General features: G+C 70.5%; 13 protein-coding genes and 4 pseudogenes. 12 read left to right on the top strand and 5 right to left on the bottom strand.

Going from position 1 to position 15742, the window contains the following annotated elements; translation table 11 throughout:
• Positions 1-41 precede the first annotated feature (41 nt).
• The 5 genes from BW737_RS14985 (at position 42) to BW737_RS19640 (ending at position 1635) form a co-directional block, all read left to right on the top strand.
• The gene (locus BW737_RS14985; protein ID WP_086614642.1) at positions 42-239 is read left to right on the top strand and encodes a hypothetical protein; all 198 of its coding nucleotides are present in this window, start codon (positions 42-44) and stop codon (positions 237-239) included.
• A 76-nt stretch (positions 240-315) separates the two neighbouring features.
• Positions 316-717: a TadE/TadG family type IV pilus assembly protein gene (locus tag BW737_RS14980; protein ID WP_086614643.1), complete on the top strand. Its 402-nt coding sequence runs from the start codon at positions 316-318 to the stop codon at positions 715-717.
• A complete protein-coding gene (locus tag BW737_RS14975; protein ID WP_257210912.1) occupies positions 714-1220 on the top strand; it encodes a peptidase T4 in 507 nt (168 codons plus the stop codon). Before BW737_RS14980 ends, BW737_RS14975 begins: the two co-directional genes overlap by 4 nt.
• A complete protein-coding gene (locus BW737_RS14970; RefSeq protein ID WP_338063949.1) occupies positions 1217-1543 on the top strand; it encodes a hypothetical protein in 327 nt (108 codons plus the stop codon). The genes BW737_RS14975 and BW737_RS14970 overlap by 4 nt, the downstream gene beginning before the upstream one ends.
• A complete protein-coding gene (locus BW737_RS19640; protein WP_338063948.1) occupies positions 1495-1635 on the top strand; it encodes a hypothetical protein in 141 nt (46 codons plus the stop codon). The genes BW737_RS14970 and BW737_RS19640 overlap by 49 nt, the downstream gene beginning before the upstream one ends.
• A gap of 212 nt (positions 1636-1847) precedes the next feature.
• Here BW737_RS19640 and BW737_RS14965 read toward each other — a convergent pair whose 3' ends face one another.
• The 3 genes from BW737_RS14965 to BW737_RS14955 all read right to left on the bottom strand — a co-directional run bounded on the left by BW737_RS14965 (position 1848) and on the right by BW737_RS14955 (position 5428).
• Complete coding sequence (locus BW737_RS14965) at positions 1848-2855, bottom strand: LacI family DNA-binding transcriptional regulator (RefSeq protein WP_218961943.1); 1008 nt, start codon at positions 2853-2855, stop codon at positions 1848-1850.
• A gap of 113 nt (positions 2856-2968) precedes the next feature.
• Positions 2969-4288 (bottom strand): anaerobic C4-dicarboxylate transporter family protein, encoded by a 1320-nt coding sequence (locus BW737_RS14960; protein WP_086614646.1) that lies wholly within the window; start codon positions 4286-4288, stop codon positions 2969-2971.
• A gap of 195 nt (positions 4289-4483) precedes the next feature.
• Positions 4484-5428, bottom strand: coding sequence for a dihydrodipicolinate synthase family protein (locus BW737_RS14955; protein WP_099330400.1), 945 nt, complete (start codon positions 5426-5428; stop codon positions 4484-4486).
• 398 nt (positions 5429-5826) lie between these two features.
• Between BW737_RS14955 and BW737_RS14950 the strand changes: the two are divergent.
• Positions 5827-7157, top strand: a pseudogene (locus BW737_RS14950) (M18 family aminopeptidase).
• Positions 7158-7294: 137 nt separating this feature from the next.
• Here the strand turns inward: BW737_RS14950 and BW737_RS14945 are convergent.
• Positions 7295-8409 (bottom strand): annotated as a pseudogene (locus tag BW737_RS14945) (NADH:flavin oxidoreductase/NADH oxidase).
• Between the two features lie 196 nt (positions 8410-8605).
• On the opposite strand from BW737_RS14945, the pseudogene BW737_RS14940 reads away from it, so the two are divergent.
• Both BW737_RS14940 and BW737_RS14935 read left to right on the top strand, forming a co-directional pair.
• Positions 8606-9552 (top strand): annotated as a pseudogene (locus tag BW737_RS14940) (patatin-like phospholipase family protein).
• Positions 9553-9769: 217 nt separating this feature from the next.
• Positions 9770-10336 carry an NADPH-dependent FMN reductase gene (locus BW737_RS14935; protein WP_086614647.1) on the top strand — a complete coding sequence of 189 codons (567 nt, stop codon included), beginning with the start codon at positions 9770-9772 and terminating at the stop codon, positions 10334-10336.
• Between the two features lie 34 nt (positions 10337-10370).
• On the opposite strand, the gene BW737_RS14930 is transcribed toward BW737_RS14935, so the two are convergent.
• Positions 10371-10949 carry an NUDIX hydrolase gene (locus BW737_RS14930; RefSeq protein WP_086614648.1) on the bottom strand — a complete coding sequence of 193 codons (579 nt, stop codon included), beginning with the start codon at positions 10947-10949 and terminating at the stop codon, positions 10371-10373.
• 296 nt (positions 10950-11245) lie between these two features.
• Here BW737_RS14930 and BW737_RS16370 point away from each other — a divergent pair, with 296 nt between their 5' ends.
• From BW737_RS16370 to BW737_RS14910, 4 genes and pseudogenes are all read left to right on the top strand, one after another.
• The gene (locus BW737_RS16370) at positions 11246-12601 is read left to right on the top strand and encodes a hypothetical protein (RefSeq protein WP_218961942.1); all 1356 of its coding nucleotides are present in this window, start codon (positions 11246-11248) and stop codon (positions 12599-12601) included.
• A 116-nt stretch (positions 12602-12717) separates the two neighbouring features.
• Positions 12718-13314: a biotin transporter BioY gene (locus tag BW737_RS14920; RefSeq protein WP_086614649.1), complete on the top strand. Its 597-nt coding sequence runs from the start codon at positions 12718-12720 to the stop codon at positions 13312-13314.
• Between the two features lie 155 nt (positions 13315-13469).
• Positions 13470-14380: pseudogene (locus tag BW737_RS14915) on the top strand (bile acid:sodium symporter family protein).
• 319 nt (positions 14381-14699) lie between these two features.
• The gene (locus BW737_RS14910) at positions 14700-15659 is read left to right on the top strand and encodes an ABC transporter permease (RefSeq protein WP_086614650.1); all 960 of its coding nucleotides are present in this window, start codon (positions 14700-14702) and stop codon (positions 15657-15659) included.
• Positions 15660-15742: the final 83 nt, after the last annotated feature.

Here is a 15742-nt window from a genome sequence, read left to right as displayed (position 1 = left end):
TTCACATCCCCTCCATGGAAACCACGGAAACGGAGAATCCCATGCAAACCCTCAAGCGCCTCAGTCTTCGCCTGCAGACCCGGCTCCAACACTTAGACGACGAGCGCGGTGACGTCCCCGGCTGGGTGCTGGTGACGCTTATGACCGCGGGGCTCGTCGTCGCCCTGTGGGCGGTGGCCGGTCCGGCCCTGATCCAGGTGTTCAACGACGCCATCGCCAAGGTCTCCGGTGCCATCTGAGCGGCCGGCCCGGCGCGCTCGCGGCCGCTCCGGCCAGACGGACGGGCTCGCTCGGCGACAGCGGGAGTCCCGCCGCATGGCGGGCGAGCGTGGTTCGGCCGTGGTGGACTTTGTGCTCGTCGGTGTGCTCGTCATCGCCGTGTCGGTGGCGCTGCTCCAGCTCGCCCTCGGTCTGCACGTGCGCAACGTGCTCACCGACGCCGCCGGGGAGGGTGCCCGTCGCGCCGCACTGGTCGGCGGCACCACCGCCGAGGCGGATGCGCGCGTGCGCGCCCTGGCCGGCGCCGCACTAGCCGACGGCTACGTCGATGCCGTGACCGTCAGGCGCACCCGGGTCGACGGCGTGGCGGTGGTGCGTGTGGACGTGACCGCCCCGCTGCCGGTGCTCGGCCTGCTCGGCCCCGGTGGGACGCTGCACGTCACCGGGCACGCCGTCGATGAGGCCGCCCTCGTGGGCGTGGATGGAGGCGAACCGTGAGCAGGCGCGCGCTGGACCCACCGCATATGCGGGCCGAACCGTCGGGGAGGCGCAGGCCCGTCCGGTCGGCCCTCCGGCGGTTCGGGCGGCGGGGCGATCCGGAGGTCGGCAACGCCCCGGTGGAGTTCATCGGCTGGACGGTGGTGCTGGTGGTGCCCGTCGTCTACCTGCTCATCGCCCTGGCCCAGGTGCAGGCGGCCTCCTTCGCCGTGGCCTCCGCCGTCGACGCCGCCAGCCGCATTCTGGAGGTGGAGTCGGGGGACGCCGCCGTGGCCCACGCGCGGGTGGCCGTGGCCCTGGCCCTGTCAGACCAGGGGGTAGACGCCGATCCCGCCACCGCCCTGAGCGTGGGCTGCGCGGACGCCGCCTGCACCGGGGCAGTGGTGCGAGTGCAGGCGGGGGTGGACCTGCCGGTGCTGGCCGCGGCCGGGGTGGGACGGGACGTGGTCGTTGTGGACGCCGAGCGCGCCGTCACCCTTGCCGACACGGGAGGCGCACCATGATCTCGCCGGAGTGTTGTCGGCTCGCGGCCGCGCGGGTACGCCGGGCGGGCGCCGCGGAGGACGGGCAGACCCTGCTGCTGGGGGTCGGGCTGGTCGCCGTCGTCGCCGCATTGATTCTGGCGCTCGCCTCCGCCAGCGCCGTCTACCTGGATCTGAAGACCCTTACCTCGCTGGCGGACTCGGCCGCGGCCGCCGCGGCGGATGCGATCGACGACGCTCCTACTTCTCCGGAGAGTCCACCGCGGCCGGCCCCGGCACGCTGTCGGCCGCAGGCGTGCGGGCCGCGGCCGCCGCCGACCTGGCCGGACAGCCGGTCGAACTGACCGGGGTGCAGATCACCGAGGCGACCAGTCCCGACGGCGCCACCGCCGTCGTCACCCTGACGGCGCATTCCCAGCCACCGTTCCTGCCCTAGGGCGTGATCGACGCGGCGGGTTTCACCATCACCGCCACCGGCACCGCCCGGGCCGCCACCGGCATGTGATGGTTCGCGGGGGTGGAATGTCCGGATTCGGCACTAACGGGTCCGGGTGCGGCCGGCGGGCGTTTTAGGTTCGTTGGAATCATGCCGTTTTATGAGCGGCCCGAAGACGCATGCCCGGCGTTCGTGCCGGATTTGGACACTCTTCACCGGGCGAGGGCGGCGGAGGAACGGCGGGGGATGAGCGTGGGGACGGCTACGCGGTTGGCCGGCTGCTCGCCAGTGCCGGTCGTCTGCGCGGCCAGCAGGTCGAGGGCGCCCACGGCAATCAGGTCGAAGGGGACATGCACCGTAGTCAGCGGAACGGCCAACTGGGTGGCCACCGGGGTGTCGTTGTAGCCGACGACGCTCAAGTCTTTGGGTACGGAGCGCCCCACCGCGCCGGCCGCGGCGAGCGTCCCCATGGCGAGCCGGTCATTCGCGGCGAAGACGGCGGTGGTCTCCGGCGCTTGGGATAGCACCGCGGCGGCCGCCTCGCGTCCGGCCGTGTAGCCGAAGCCGCAGTGGCGGATGTATGCGTCCGGGACCGGCAGATCCGCCTCGGCCATGGCGCGGTGATAGCCGGCCAGGCGCTGCTGCGCGGTGGAGGTGAAGTCGGGACCGGGGAGGACGGCGATCGCGGTATGGCCGAGGTCAAGCAGGTGACGCGTGGCCAGGTAGCCGCCGAGCTCGTCGTCGCATACGGAGGAGGGGGACACGCCGTCGGTGCGCAGCGCGAGCACGTGCGGCACCTGCCGGTCGCGCAGGGAACCGGGCAGGGGATCGTCCAGGCGGGCGGTGGCGAGCACCAGCCCGTCTACCCGTCTGGCCAGCAGCGAGTCGACGGCGCGGGCCTCGGCGGCGGAGTCGTCGCCGCACACGGAGACGAGTGCGAACAGTCCCCGAGCGGCCGCCGCCGAGAAGATCGCCTCGAACAGCAGCGCCATCACGGTGTCGGACAGGCGTGGCACCAGCACCCCGACGGTGCCGGTGTCGCCGCGTCGCAGCGCGGAGGCGGCGGCGTCGCGCCGGTATCCGAGTCGCTCGGCCGCCTCCCTCACGCGCTGGGCGGAGGCGGAGCGGGAGGCCGGAAGTCGTTCGTCGAGGATGCGGGAGGCGGTAGAGATGGACACGCCCGCTGCTGCGGCCACGTCCCTAAGGGTGACGGTCTTCACGATGTGCCTCCTGGTCGGCTGATCGCATCGTAGCGGCGCGACTCCCGGACGAGGAGACGGACCCGCGGCGCCCGAGGACGTCGCGGGTCCGTCTTAGACGGGGCTACCCGTTGTCAAACGACGACGGCGGCCAGCGCGAAGCCGTAGAGCACGCTCAGGCCCGTGGCCATGAGCCCCGGGATCAGGAAGGGGTGGTCGAAGAAGTGCGTGCCGAGCTGGGTTGAGCCGGTGTCGTCGAGCTCAACCGCCGCCAACAGTGTGGGATAGGTGGGCAGGATGAACAGGGAGGAGGTCGCCGGGAAGCAGGCCACCACGGTCGCCGGGGCCACGCCGATCGCCAGCGCGGTGGGGAACAGCGCCTTGGTGGAGGCGGCCTGCGAGTACAACAGCGAGGAGGCGACCACTACCAGGATGGCGAACAGCCAGGGCTTGCCCGCCAGGGCCGTACCCAGATGCGCCTGGATCCAGTCCTGGTTCGCGGTCATGAAGGTGGTGCCCAGCCAGGCGACGCCAAGGATGCAGGCGCAGGCGCTCATGCCGGTGCGGAAGATGGACGAGCCCGGTATCGCCTTCGGGTTGGCCCGGCAGGCCACGATGATCGCCCCTGCGGCCGCGAGCATGACGGAGATACGGCACTGACCGGCGTCCATGACGGGGTCGGAGATCAGGCCCACCTTCTCGGAGATGGCGATGGAGTAGGCCAGCACCACCACCAGGGCGATCATGAAGATCAGCACCGACAGCTTGGCGCCCGGGCGCAGCTCGCGGACCTCGTGCTTGGGCGGGGCGATCTCGCCCGCCGCCAACCGGCGCTGATACTCCGGCACGACGTCGAGTCGGTCCGTCCCGCGGGCCTTGTCCCAGAGCATGAACAGCAGGGCGGTGGTCATGGTGCCCAGGAAGGTGGAGGGGATGGACACCAGGATCAGGTCGATGAAGGTCCACCCCGTGTTGCCCTCCTCGAGCTTGCCAGACAGGAAGACCACGGCGGCGGAGATCGGGGAGGCGGTGATGCCCAGCAGCGATCCGGCCACGCCCACCGAAAGGGAGCGGGTGGGACGAATGTTGTTCTCCTTGGCCACCTCCACGATCACCGGCATGGTCGCGAAGGAGACCTGTCCGGTCGAGGCGGCGAAGGTGAGCAGGTAGGTCACCATCGGCGCCAGCAGCGCCAGGTACTTGGGGTGTGCCCGCAGCAGCCGGTCGGTGAGGTTGACCAGGTAGTCCAGTCCACCGGCCACCTGCATGGCCGAGGCCGCGTAGATGACCACCATGATGAACACGATCACCTGCATGGGCAGGTCACCGGGGGTGGCGCCGAGCAGGGACAGGACGAGCACTCCCGCGCCGCCGGCGAAGGCAATGCCGATGCCGCCGATTCTGGCGCCGAGGATGATGAAGGCGAGGAAGACGAGGAACTGTATAAGGATCACGGCCTACTCCATTGTGGGCGGTGGAGGTGGAACAGTTGGCGGGAGCCCGGGCCGACGGCGTGGCGGAGGGGCATCTGCTGGTGGCGGGCGGTGCCTCACGGCGCGCAGTCGACCCGGTGGTGTGCGGCGGCCGCCGTGGGACTACCCGACGGCCGCCGCACACGCCGATCATCGGTCGGCGATCGGCGTTGCCACTCAGGCCGGGATCTGAGCCTTACCGATTCCGGCGGCGGCCAGGGCGGCGGCGATCTCCTCGTGGGCGCCCTCGGCCAGCGGACGCAGCGGGGAGCGCACGGTCGCGGTCTCCAGTACGCCGCGCTCAACCAGCGCCTCCTTCAGGGCGACGGTGCCCTCCATGTGGGAGCCGCGGTGGTATACCGCCTTGGTCACCGGCAGGAGCTGGTCGTGGATGGCGCGGGTGGCGTCGTAGTCATGCGCCTGGCCGGCCTTGAGCAGCTTGATCAGCAGTTCCGGGGCGATGTTGCCGTAGCCGACCAGCAGGCCGTCGACGTCGAACATGGTGTGCAGCAGGTACTCGTCGTGGCAGCTCATGATCGTCAGGTCCGGGAAGGCCTCGCGCAGCACCGGAATCTCGGTGTCCCAACGCTTCATGTTGCGCACGCCGTTCTTGGTGTAGTGCACGCCGGGCAGCGCGGCGATCTCCAGCTGGGTGTCCAGGTCGTAGCTGCACTTGGTGACGTCCGGGTACTGGAAGAGGATCTCGTTCAGGCCGGTCTCCTCGTAGATCGCCTTGTAGCGGTCCTGCGGGGCGCCGGGCTGGAAGCCGAAGCGCAGCCAGCCGTGGGAGGGGTAGATCAGGCCGGCGGTGGCGCCGACGTCGACGGCGCGCTGCGCCTCCTCGCAGGCGACCTTGGTGCCCTCACCGGTGATGCCGGCGACGACCGGCACGCGACCGTCGGTGGAGGCGACGAAGGCCTCGATGACGGCGACCTGCTCGGACTGGGTGAGGAAGGTGCCCTCACCGGCGTGACCGAGCACCACCAGGGAGGTGACTTCCGGGAAGCTGCCGAGCCAGGAGCCAGGCGCTTGATGGCGGGGAAGTCGATCTCGCCGTCGGGGGTGAAGGGGGGTGACGGGGGCGGGGGTTAGGCCGCGGAGGGTTGGGGCTGGGACGCTCATGTCAGTTCACTTCCTTGGGAATGCGAGCGGAATCGGGTCTCCCGGGAAGCGCATGAAAACGTTCCCGGGAACGTTTGCAAGACTAGGTTGACGTGCCCATCCCTGTCTATAGGTCGAAGGGCCCAGGTCAAAGTGGGCTGGAGCTTCGTTCCCCTGGCGACTCGGCGGGTTTCACCATCACCGCCACCGGCACCGCCCGGGCCGCCACCGGCATGTGATGGTTCGTGGGATGGAATGTCCGGATTCGGCATTAACGGGTCCGGGCGCGGCCGACGAGCATTCTCGGTTCGTTGGAATCATGCCGTTTTATGAGCGGCCCGAAGGCGCATGCCCGGCGTTCGTGCCGGATTTGGACGTTTTGCGGCGGCGGCCCGGCTCGCGCGGCCCATACTGACCCCATGACAGACTCCGCGACACCCGCCCTGTGCGACGACGCCTACGCCGACTCGATCATCGACTTCGTCACCGCCTCGCCCACCTCCTATCACGCGGCCGCGGAAGTCGCCCGCCGCCTGGATGCCGTCGGTCTTACCGCCGTCGACGAGCGTGAGCCCTGGGATGCCGAGCTGCCCCGCCGCGCTTACGCGATCCGCGAGGGCGCCATCGCCGTTTGGCTGCTGCCCGAGCGCCTGGAGTCGGGCACCGGATTGCGAATCGTCGGCGCGCACACGGACTCCCCGGCGCTGCGCCTCAAGCCCCGCGCCGCCATGGTGCGCGACGGCGTGCAGGTGCTGAACGTCGAGGTCTACGGCGGGCCGCTGCTGAACTCCTTCCTGGACCGCGAACTCGGTCTGGCCGGCCGCCTGGCCACCTGCGACGGCGCCACCCGCCTGGTGCGCACCGGCCCGATCGCCCGCGTCGCCCAGGTCGCTCCGCACCTGGACCGCAGCGTGAACGAATCCCTCCACCTGGACAAGCAGGCTCACCTGCTGCCGCTGTGGACCCTGACGGAGGGGGGAGTGGACGCCGCGCAGCCGGCCCCCGACGCGCCCGAGCGCTACCTGTGTGAGCTGGCGGGCATCGACCCCGACGACCTGGCCTTCGCGACATCCTCACCTACCCCACCGAGTCCCCGGCCCGCTTCGGGCGCCGCGGCGAGTTCCTCGCCTCCTCCCGCCTGGACAACCTCTCCTCCGTGCACGCCGCCCTGGTGGCCCTGGAGGCGCTGGCCTGCGAGAGTGCCGGAGCCGAGCCCGCGTGCCCGATCGTCTTCATCGCCAATGACCACGAGGAGGTCGGCAGCGGGAGTCGTACCGGCGCCGCCGGACCGTTCCTTCAGACCGTTCTGGAGCGCCTTGCCGGCGCCATGGGCGTGGCCGGCGACGCCTACGCCGCGCTACTGGCCCGCTCGATGTGCGTGTCCGCCGACGCCGGCCACGCGGTCCACCCGAACTACCCGCAGTTGCACGACCCCGCGGTGCGGCCCGTCCTCGGCGGCGGGCCCCTGCTGAAGATCAACGCCCAGCAGCGCTACGCCACCGACGCCACCGCCGTGGCCGCGTGGCGGCGCGCCTGCCGGGCGGCGGAAGTGCCCAGCCAGGACTTCGTGTCCAACAACGCCGTGCCATGCGGGACCACGATCGGCCCGCTCACCGCCACCCGCCTGGGCATCCCCACCGTCGACGTCGGCCAGGGGCTGCTGTCCATGCACTCCCAGCGGGAGATGTGTGCGGTATCCGACGGCGCCGGCCTCGCTCGCGCCCTGCGGTCCTACTGGCAGGGGGCCTGAGGATCGCACGACGGCGGGGCGGACGGGGCCGTCCGGCCGCTTGGCCGCGGCGAACGCCAGTGCCTGCCGCAGCAGGCCGCTGCCGGGCGGTCGCTCAACGCAACCGCCCGGCAGCGCCCACGTTCAAGCGCCGGTGCTCAGCGCCAGGCGCCGCGCCAGTACTGGACCGGCAGGTGTGCCGCCTGCCAGTCGTTCACGCCCAGCTCGTGAGCCCAACGCACCGGCAGGTACGGGTCGCGCAGGGCGCCGCGGCCCGTGGCGACGGCGTCGGCCAGGCCGGCCACCAGGACCTGCTCCGCCTGCAGGCCGGAGTCGATGATGCCGACGGTGACCACTCGCGGCTGCCCGCCGCCCGGCGTCGTCATGCCGTCAACAGCCCGCTTGACCTGGGCGGCGAAGGGCACCTGGTAGCCGGGGCCCACCGGTACCTTCGCGGGCACGTTGCCGCCGGTGGACACGTGCAGGACGTCCACGCCTGCCGCAACCAGCTGGCGGGCCAGCTCGGCGGTGTCATCCCCGGTGAGTCCGCCCTCGGCCCAGTCCGTGGCCGACAGGCGGATGTCGAGCACCTTGTCCGCTCCGATTGCCGCACGCACCGCCTGGACCACCTCCAGGGCGAAGCGGCGTCGTCCCGTGGCCGAGCCGCCGTAGGCGTCGGTGCGGGTGTTGGACAGCGGCGAGAGGAACTGGTGAATCAGGTAGCCGTGGGCGCCGTGCAACTCGATCACGTCATAGCCGGCCGCCACGGCGCGGCGGGCGGCCTCCGCGAAGGCCTGCACGGTGTCGGCCACCTCCTCGGCGGTCAGCGCCCGCGGCGTCGCGTGGTCCGGGTAGGCCACCGCGCTGGGGGCCACCAGGTCCCAGCCGGGCAGGGTGCCGGAGCGGGCGCCCTTCACCTCGGGCCGCCACGGGGGCGTGCCCGCCTTACGGCCGCCGTGCCCCAGCTGCACCCCCGCCAGGGCGCCGCCGGCGTGGATCGCGTCGACGATGCGGCGGTGGCCGGCGATCTGGGTGTCGTCCCATAGGCCAGGTCATAGGGGGATAGGCGTCCCTCCGGGGTGACGGCGCTGGCCTCGACAATGACCGTGCCGAAGCCGCCCTGTGCGCGTGAGCCGTAGTGCACCACGTGCCAGTCGGTGGCCACGCCGTCCTCGGCGGTGACGGAGTACATGCACATGGGTGGGAGCCAGAGACGGTTGTGGGCCGTGAGGCCGCGCAGAGACAGGGGCTGAAGCAGCATTGGGTTAGCCATGGCTTCACGCTACGCGCACCGGCCGCCGTCGGCCAGAGGACGGCTATGAGAGGGGGCGGCGTGGGCGGGCCGCCGCCACCGCCGGAGAGGAGCCCCGCCGACGGGAGAGCCGGGTCAGTGCGCTCGCCGTCGTTCCGGAGCCGATGCGGCCGGGATCACTGCGCCTCCCGACGCGCCTCGATAGCCTGGGACCATCATGACCATCTCAACCCTCGCTCCGTCCCGCCCCGTGCCCTACGGGGATCCCGCTCACACGCCCGCCCCGATCACTCGGCGCGTCGACGACGTCGCCTGGTCTTCGAAGGTGGCGGCATGCGCGGTACCTACACCGCCGCGCTGGTGCAGGTGCTGCTGGAGGAGGGACTGTTCTTCCCCTGGGTGGGCGGCATCTCCGCCGGATCCACGAACACCGTCAACATGGTCTCCCGCGACCTGTGGCGCACCCGCGAGGCCTTCGTCGGGCTCACCACCGACCCGGACGCCGGCGGCTGGGGCAGCTTCGCCCGCGGGCGCGGCTACTTCAACTCCGACCACATCTACCAGCACACCTCCCTGCCGGATGAGCTCTTCCCCTTCGACTGGGAGACCTTCAAGGCGTCCGAGGCGACCGTGCGCATCGGCTCCTTCCGCTGCGACACCGGCGAGGAGGTCTACTGGGGCCTGGAGGACATGGACGTGCTGGACGACCTGCTGGTGCGCTGCCAGGCCTCCTCGTCCATGCCGGTGCTCATGCCCACCGTCCACATCGACGGCGTTCCCTACCTCGATGGTGCACTCGGCCCGACCGGCGGCTTCGCCACCGACGCCGCCGCGGCCGACGGCTACGAACGCATGCTCGTGGTCTCCACGCGCCCGGTCGGCTACCGCAAGCCCGCCGAGAAGCGCGCCGCCGCCTACCGGCGCATGTTCCACAAGCAACCGGAGGTGGCCGAGGCCATCATCAACCGGCCCGACGGCTACAACCGGACCATGGAGGAACTTGAACAGGGACGGCGTGAGGGCCGCGTCTACCTGTTCCAGCCCGACCGCATGGCGATCGAGAACGGCGAGCTGCGCTATGACCGCGTGGTCAGCGCCTACGAGGCGGGCCTGGCTCAGGCGCGCCGGGAGTTGCCCGACATCAAGGAGTTCCTCGGACTCTGAGCGTCGGCGCCGTCATGCACCCTGCCGAGGTCGCCCGGACACTGTGTTGCCGCTGACGTCCGCCGGGTGGGCGGTACGTGGCGTCGCCCGCCTCGTCATAACGGGTGTGTGACGATGTCAACGTTCGGTTTCGCTGGCCTAGGCCTCGGCGCCCGTGTTGAGTAGGGCCTTATGCCGCCCGGACCCGGGCGGGCACCGGCCTGAAGGGAGCAACTCCATGACCAACAAGCCCAAGATCGGGATCGTCCTCGGATCGGTGCGGGAGGTCCGCCTCGGCGAGCAGATCGCCGAGTGGGTGCTCGAGCACGCGCGTGCCCGCGGCGACGCCTACTACTCCATCATCGACGTCAAGTCCTTCGACCTGCCGCTGTTCACCTCGCCGGTGCCGCCCGCCATGGCGAACAAGCAGTACGACGACCCGCGGGTGCAGGCCTGGTCCGAGGCTATCGACTCCCAGGACGGCTTCGTGTTCGTCACTTCCGAGTACGACCACGGCATCCCCGGCGCCTTCAAGAACGCCACCGACCACCTGTTCCCCGAGTTCCAGAACAAGACCGTCGGCTTCGTCGGCTACTCCGGCGACGGCGCCATCCGCGCCGTCGAGCAGTGGCGCACCGTGTTGGGCAGCTGGAGTGTGCACACCGTCTCCCCGGCCGTGCAGCTGATGCTGTACGTGGACGCCTCGGCGGACATGAGCACCTTCACCCCCGCCGACCTGCGCGACGGCGAGCTCGCGGCCACGCTGGACGCGGTGGTCGCCTCCATCAACGCGCGCAAGGGCTGACCGGCCCCGCACTGGCGTGAGGCCGGCCCGGCTGTCAGTGTTCGGCGAAGCCGAAGGACGTGATCGCCGGGGCCGGCCGCTCGCCGTCGAGGGCGGCGGTCAGGAGTCGCAGCGCCGTGCGCTCATGCGGCGGGATCGGTGCGGGCAGCGCATCCAGCGCGAACCACTCCAGGCCGCCGCACTTGTGTGGCTCTTGGATGGCGGGGCGGCCGCGCCATCGAGTCAGGGTGAAGAAGAAGTCCACCCGCTGCTCCAGGGGCGGCCCGCCGACGGCGTTGGAGCGGTGCATGGCGGTCAGCGGCGCCAGATCGACAGGGTCGACGACGACGCCCAGTTCCTCGGCGCCCTCGCGCACCGCCGCCGCGGTCACCGACTCGCCGGGCTCGACGTGCCCGGCGATCCCGGCGGCCCAGTGCCCGTCCATGAAGCCGGTGTTGCGGCGCAGCTGTAGCAGCACCTCGGTGCCCGCGGCGCCGGGGGCGGTGAGGTCGGCGTCCTGCCGCGGGCGCAGCAGCATCACATAGGCGGCGGGCACCAGAGCGAAGGGTGCGGCGTCGGCGTGGACGCCGGGTTCGTCGGCGTTGGGGCCGGTAGGGAGGGGGAGCGCGGACATGACCGCACGCTACTGCGTCTGCAACGCCACTTCGCGGTCTACTACGCCGGTTCGTGGTTGGTTGAATGCCTCCGAGGTCTTCAGCGGAGCGCTAAGTGGCGTTCTAAACGGTGAAGCGGCGTAGCAGACCCGCCGCCGGGACGCTGCTGTCAAGTCACGCTGTAACCATACGGTGCGCACAGCCCGTCCCTATCGACGGCGAACACACTGATGGGTGACACGACCAGCCGTCTCCGGCGCGAACGGGCCAGGGCTCCGCTCTCCGGCGGCGGCATCAGCACTTGAAGGAGAACCCAATGGCTTCCAATCGCCCCCGCTACGCCCGCGCCGATGAAACCGTCAAGGACGGTGACGTGCCCGTCGACCGCTTCCTCATGCGCAGGCGCTCCGTGCTGGTGGGCGGACTCGGCCTGGCTGCGATGAGTGCGCTGGCGGCCTGCGGATCCTCCGGCACGTCCGGCACCTCCGCCGCCTCCGGTGGCGCGAGCGATTCCGGCGCTGCAACGACCGACGCCACCGCCTCTACCGGCACGGACGCCGCCACCGGCCCCGAGTACCACGAGGCCTCCAACTCGAACACGGCCCTGTCTGCCGGCTCCTGGACCGGCAACATCGGGGACAAGGAGGTCACCCTTTCTGGTGCCTACCTCGTGGACGGCATCACGGCCACCATCGACGGCGGCACCTTCGAATCTACCAACACCGACGAGGCCGTCTTCCTGGTCGTCAACGGCGGCATTCTCACCGTCACCAACGCCCGCATCAACAAGTCCGGTGACGCCTCCACCGACGGCGAGCACGGGGTGGACGACTCCTACAGCTTCTACGGACTCAACTCCGCCGTCGTGGTGGTCGGAGACTCCAGCAGCGCCAGCATCGACCAGACCACACTGACCACCGACGCCTCCGGCGCCAACGCCGTCGTCGCCACCGGCTCGGCGACCGCCAGCGTCACCGCCAGCGCCATTGCCACCACCGGGGAGTCCTCCCGCGGCCTGCACGCCACCTACGCGGGCACCATCACCGGCGCCGACCTGACCATCACCACCGAGGGCGCCCACTGTGCCGCCGTCGCCACCGATCGCGGCTCCGGCACCGTGACGGTGGACGGCACCAACACCTTCACCACCGCCGGCGACGGCTCGCCCTGCATCTACTCCACCGGGGAGATCACCGTCTCCGGCCTGACCGGCACCTCTGGCCAGGGGCAGGCGATCGTCATCGAGGGCAAGAACCACGCCACCGTCTCCGACTCGACCTTCACCACCGACTCCGAGACCGCCGGCGTCATGCTGTACCAGTCCATGTCCGGGGACGCCGCCGACGCCGACGCCGCCACCGAGGCCTCCACCCTCGCCCTAACCAACGTGGCCCTGACCTGCAGCCGGGACGTGCCGATCCTCTACGTCACCAACACCACCGCCGAGGCCACCTTGACCGACTGCACCCTGGAGACCTCCGGCGGCCTGGCCACCGCCGACGAGGACCGCTGGGGAAACTCCGGCTCCAACGGCGGCACCCTGACCCTCACCATGGACGCCACCAGCTTCGACGGCGCCATTACCGCCGGCTCCACCTCCTCCATCACCGTCAGCACCACCAATGGCGGCTCCGCCACCGGCACCACCTCCGGGAGCGTCACGGTCTCCTGAGCCCACGGTCTGGGGCGGGCTTCGTGCAGCCTTGGAGGATTCCCACAAGTAGCGCTCGCGGATCCGGGCGACAAACGGCGGTGCGTCGTGGGCGTCAGCGCCCCTACGGTAGTGGCATGAGCACAAACTCTCGCCCTGCTGTCCACGCCGATGTCGCACCGGTTGCCGCCGCGCCCCTGATCCGCCGCGTGGCCCGCGAGGCGGGGCTCGTCCTCGGCGGAGCCGCCGCCATCGCCCTGATCGGCCAGATCGCCCTGCCGCTGCCCTTCACCCCGGTGCCGGTGACACTCGGCACGCTGGCCGCCCTCGGCGTGGGCGGAGTCCTCGGGTCCCGCCGCGGCCTGGCGGCCGTGTTGCTGTTCGCTACCGCGGCCGCGCTCGGAGCCCCGGTGCTCGCGGGCTGGAACAGCGGCGTCACCGCCTCCTTCGGTTACGTGCTCGGCTACGGGCTCGCCGCACTGCTGGCCGGCCGAGCCGGGGCGGTTCCCGTGGGGCGCGGCGCGGCGGCGGTCCTGCGGGCGGCGGCAGCGCGCGTGGGACTCATGCTCGCCGCCTCCGCGCTGGTCTACGTGCCCGGCTTGCTGTGGCTCAAGGCCGCCACCGGTGCAACGTGGGGCGCGGTGTTTGTCATGGGGCTGGCGCCGTTCGCCGTAGGGGACCTGTTGAAGTCCTTCGCCGCGGCCCTGCTGCACCGCCCGGCCACGCTGCGTTGACGCGCTTCGCTTTCGGATCCTGAGATCGGCTGTCCGCATGGCAGTCGATGGCGATAGGACTGCAACATGACCAACCCAGTCGATTCCCCCAAGTCTCCCCAGCCCGCCGACCCGCGCCCGCGCCCCGCCGCAGCGACGAGGACCGCTCGGCCTACATCGCCGTCACGGTCTTCCCGCTGCTGATCCTGCTGGCCTTCGGCGCCGCGATGCTCGCCCCCGAGGCGCTCAGCCCGCTATCCGCCGGTACCAACTACGCCCTCGGCATCATCATGTTCGGCATGGGGCTGACCCTGACGGTCCCCGACTTCGCCTGGTAGTGCGCCGGCCCCTCCCGGTGCTGGTGGGTGTGGCCGCGCAGTTCGTGGTCATGCCGCTCATCGCCTGGACGCTCACCCGTGTCTTCCAGCTGGACCCGGCCCTAGCCGCAGGCGTCATCCTGGTCGGCTGTGCCCCCGGCGGCACCTCCTCCAACGTCATCTCCTACCTCTCGCGCGGTGACGTGGCGCTGTCGGTGACCATGACCTCGATCTCCACCCTGCTGGCCCCGCTGCTCACGCCCCTGCTCACCCAGTGGCTCGCCGGCCAGTACATGCCCGTCGACGCCGGCTCCATGGCCATGTCGATCGTGAAGATCGTGCTGGTGCCCGTCGTCGGCGGTCTGGTGATCCGCGCCCTGCTGGGCCGGTTCGTGGAGCGGGTGCTGCCGGTCATGCCCTGGATCTCGGTGCTCGGCATCTGCTACGTGGTGATCGCCGTGGTCTCCGGCTCGGCCGCCAAGATCGCCTCCGCCGGGCTGCTGGTACTGGTGGTGGTCGCCCTGCACAACTGCCTGGGCTACCTGCTGGGCTACCTGATCGGCCGGGTGACCAGCCGCGACGAGAAGGCCTCGCGCACCACCGCCATCGAGGTCGGCATGCAGAACTCGGGTCTGGCGGCCGGGCTCGCCGCCCAGTACTTCAGCCCGGAGGCGGCACTGCCGGGTGCGGTCTTCTCCATCTGGCACAACCTCTCCGGCGCCGTGGTGGCGGCCCTGTTCCGCCGTCGGGACGCCCGCGCCGCCGGCTGAGGCCTCGGCCGACGAGGGCGTGTGTTCACCTGTGCGCCAGTCCCTCGGGAGTCTGCCGCCTGCCCTTCGGCCGGGATGTGGTAGAGGTTACTTGCGTGGTCGTTATTCGCGGTTCTGCGCCGTCCATCGTTGGGCATAACCTCCGGCCTTGACGTCGGGGGTGCCAAGGGCGTCTCGGAATGCGGGTATTGTGAGACGGTCCGTTCGGGCCTGGAGCCGTCCGTGGGCGACTTGATCCGGGCAGGACGTCCGTAGCTGCGCGGAATCCGGCCTCCCCGAGGGGCCGCGTCCTCCCGCGGCCCGCCCAAGAGAAGACCGCATGTTTCCGTACCTAATGCGCAGGATCGCGAACTACGCGCTCCTGTTGTTCATAGCGACGTCGCTGGCGTACCTGCTGGCATCGGCGTCCTTGGACCCCGCCAACAACTGGAATCGCGAGGACCCGTCGCTGAACTGGGACGCAATCAACGCCGCTCTCGTCCAGTACAACATCAGCTCGGACCTGCCCGTATGGGGACGCTACATCACCTGGCTCCGCGAGGTAGCCACCTCCTGGAACTGGGGGGTGACGCCGAAGGGGGAGTCGGTCAACGCGTTGCTGGCGACGAAGATCGCAGTCTCGGTGCGGCTGGTGTTCCTGGGAGCCATGATCGGCATGGTCGGTGGTGTCGCATTGGGCGCCTGGACTGCCACTCGTCAGTACAAGCTCTCTGATCGGGCGATTTCCCTGCTCGCCATGATTGTCATCTCCACGCCGGCAATGGTGCTGGCGATCCTGCTGCAGGTGCTCGCCGTCCACATCAACCGGACTACCGGCTACCAGATCTTCGAGTTCACCGGCGAGGGCGAGGGCTTCCTGGGGCGTGCCCAGCACCTGCTGCTGCCGACGCTCTCGATGTCATTGGGGTCGATCGCCTCATACTCGCGTTACCAGCGCAACCTCATGCTCGATACCCTCGGCGCCGACTATGTGCGCACCGCCCGCGCCAAAGGGCTGCGCAAGCATCAGGCCGCCACCCGCCACGCCCTGCGCACCGCCCTGATCCCCATGGCCACCTACTTCGCCTTCGCCCTGGCCGGCCTGTTCACCGGTGCGGCGATCACCGAGCGCGTCTACGGCTGGCACGGCATGGGTGAGTACTCAATCAACTCGATCGCGAGCTACGACATCAACGGGGTCACTGCCGTGGTCGCGTTCTCCGGCCTGTGCACGTTGACCGGTGCATTGCTGTCCGACGTCTTCGTTGCCATCGTCGACCCACGGGTGAGAGTGAGCTGACCGACATGCATGACTCGACTCACGAACCAGACGGTGCCGTACACCCCGATACGAAGTCGATTGCCAACTTGAGTGGCGCAGGG

This window comes from Actinomyces ruminis (genome assembly GCF_002154335.2).
Lineage (GTDB): Bacteria > Actinomycetota > Actinomycetes > Actinomycetales > Actinomycetaceae > Actinomyces > Actinomyces ruminis.
Note: the sequence above shows the minus strand (reverse complement) of the source record. Positions and strands in the feature narration are given on the sequence as shown.

Bases quoted from the DNA above. Each gene is read 5' to 3' on its own strand.
- BW737_RS14930 (WP_086614648.1), bottom strand. From the start codon at position 10,949: ATGTCCGCGCTCCCCCTCCCTACCGGCCCCAACGCCGACGAACCCGGC.
- BW737_RS14935 (WP_086614647.1), top strand. From the start codon at position 9,770: ATGACCAACAAGCCCAAGATCGGGATCGTCCTCGGATCGGTGCGGGAG.
- BW737_RS14910 (WP_086614650.1), top strand. From the start codon at position 14,700: ATGTTTCCGTACCTAATGCGCAGGATCGCGAACTACGCGCTCCTGTTG.
- BW737_RS14920 (WP_086614649.1), top strand. From the start codon at position 12,718: ATGAGCACAAACTCTCGCCCTGCTGTCCACGCCGATGTCGCACCGGTT.
- BW737_RS14955 (WP_099330400.1), bottom strand. From the start codon at position 5,428: ATGAGCGTCCCAGCCCCAACCCTCCGCGGCCTAACCCCCGCCCCCGTC.
- BW737_RS14980 (WP_086614643.1), top strand. From the start codon at position 316: ATGGCGGGCGAGCGTGGTTCGGCCGTGGTGGACTTTGTGCTCGTCGGT.
- BW737_RS14985 (WP_086614642.1), top strand. From the start codon at position 42: ATGCAAACCCTCAAGCGCCTCAGTCTTCGCCTGCAGACCCGGCTCCAA.
- BW737_RS14970 (WP_338063949.1), top strand. From the start codon at position 1,217: ATGATCTCGCCGGAGTGTTGTCGGCTCGCGGCCGCGCGGGTACGCCGG.
- BW737_RS16370 (WP_218961942.1), top strand. From the start codon at position 11,246: ATGGCTTCCAATCGCCCCCGCTACGCCCGCGCCGATGAAACCGTCAAG.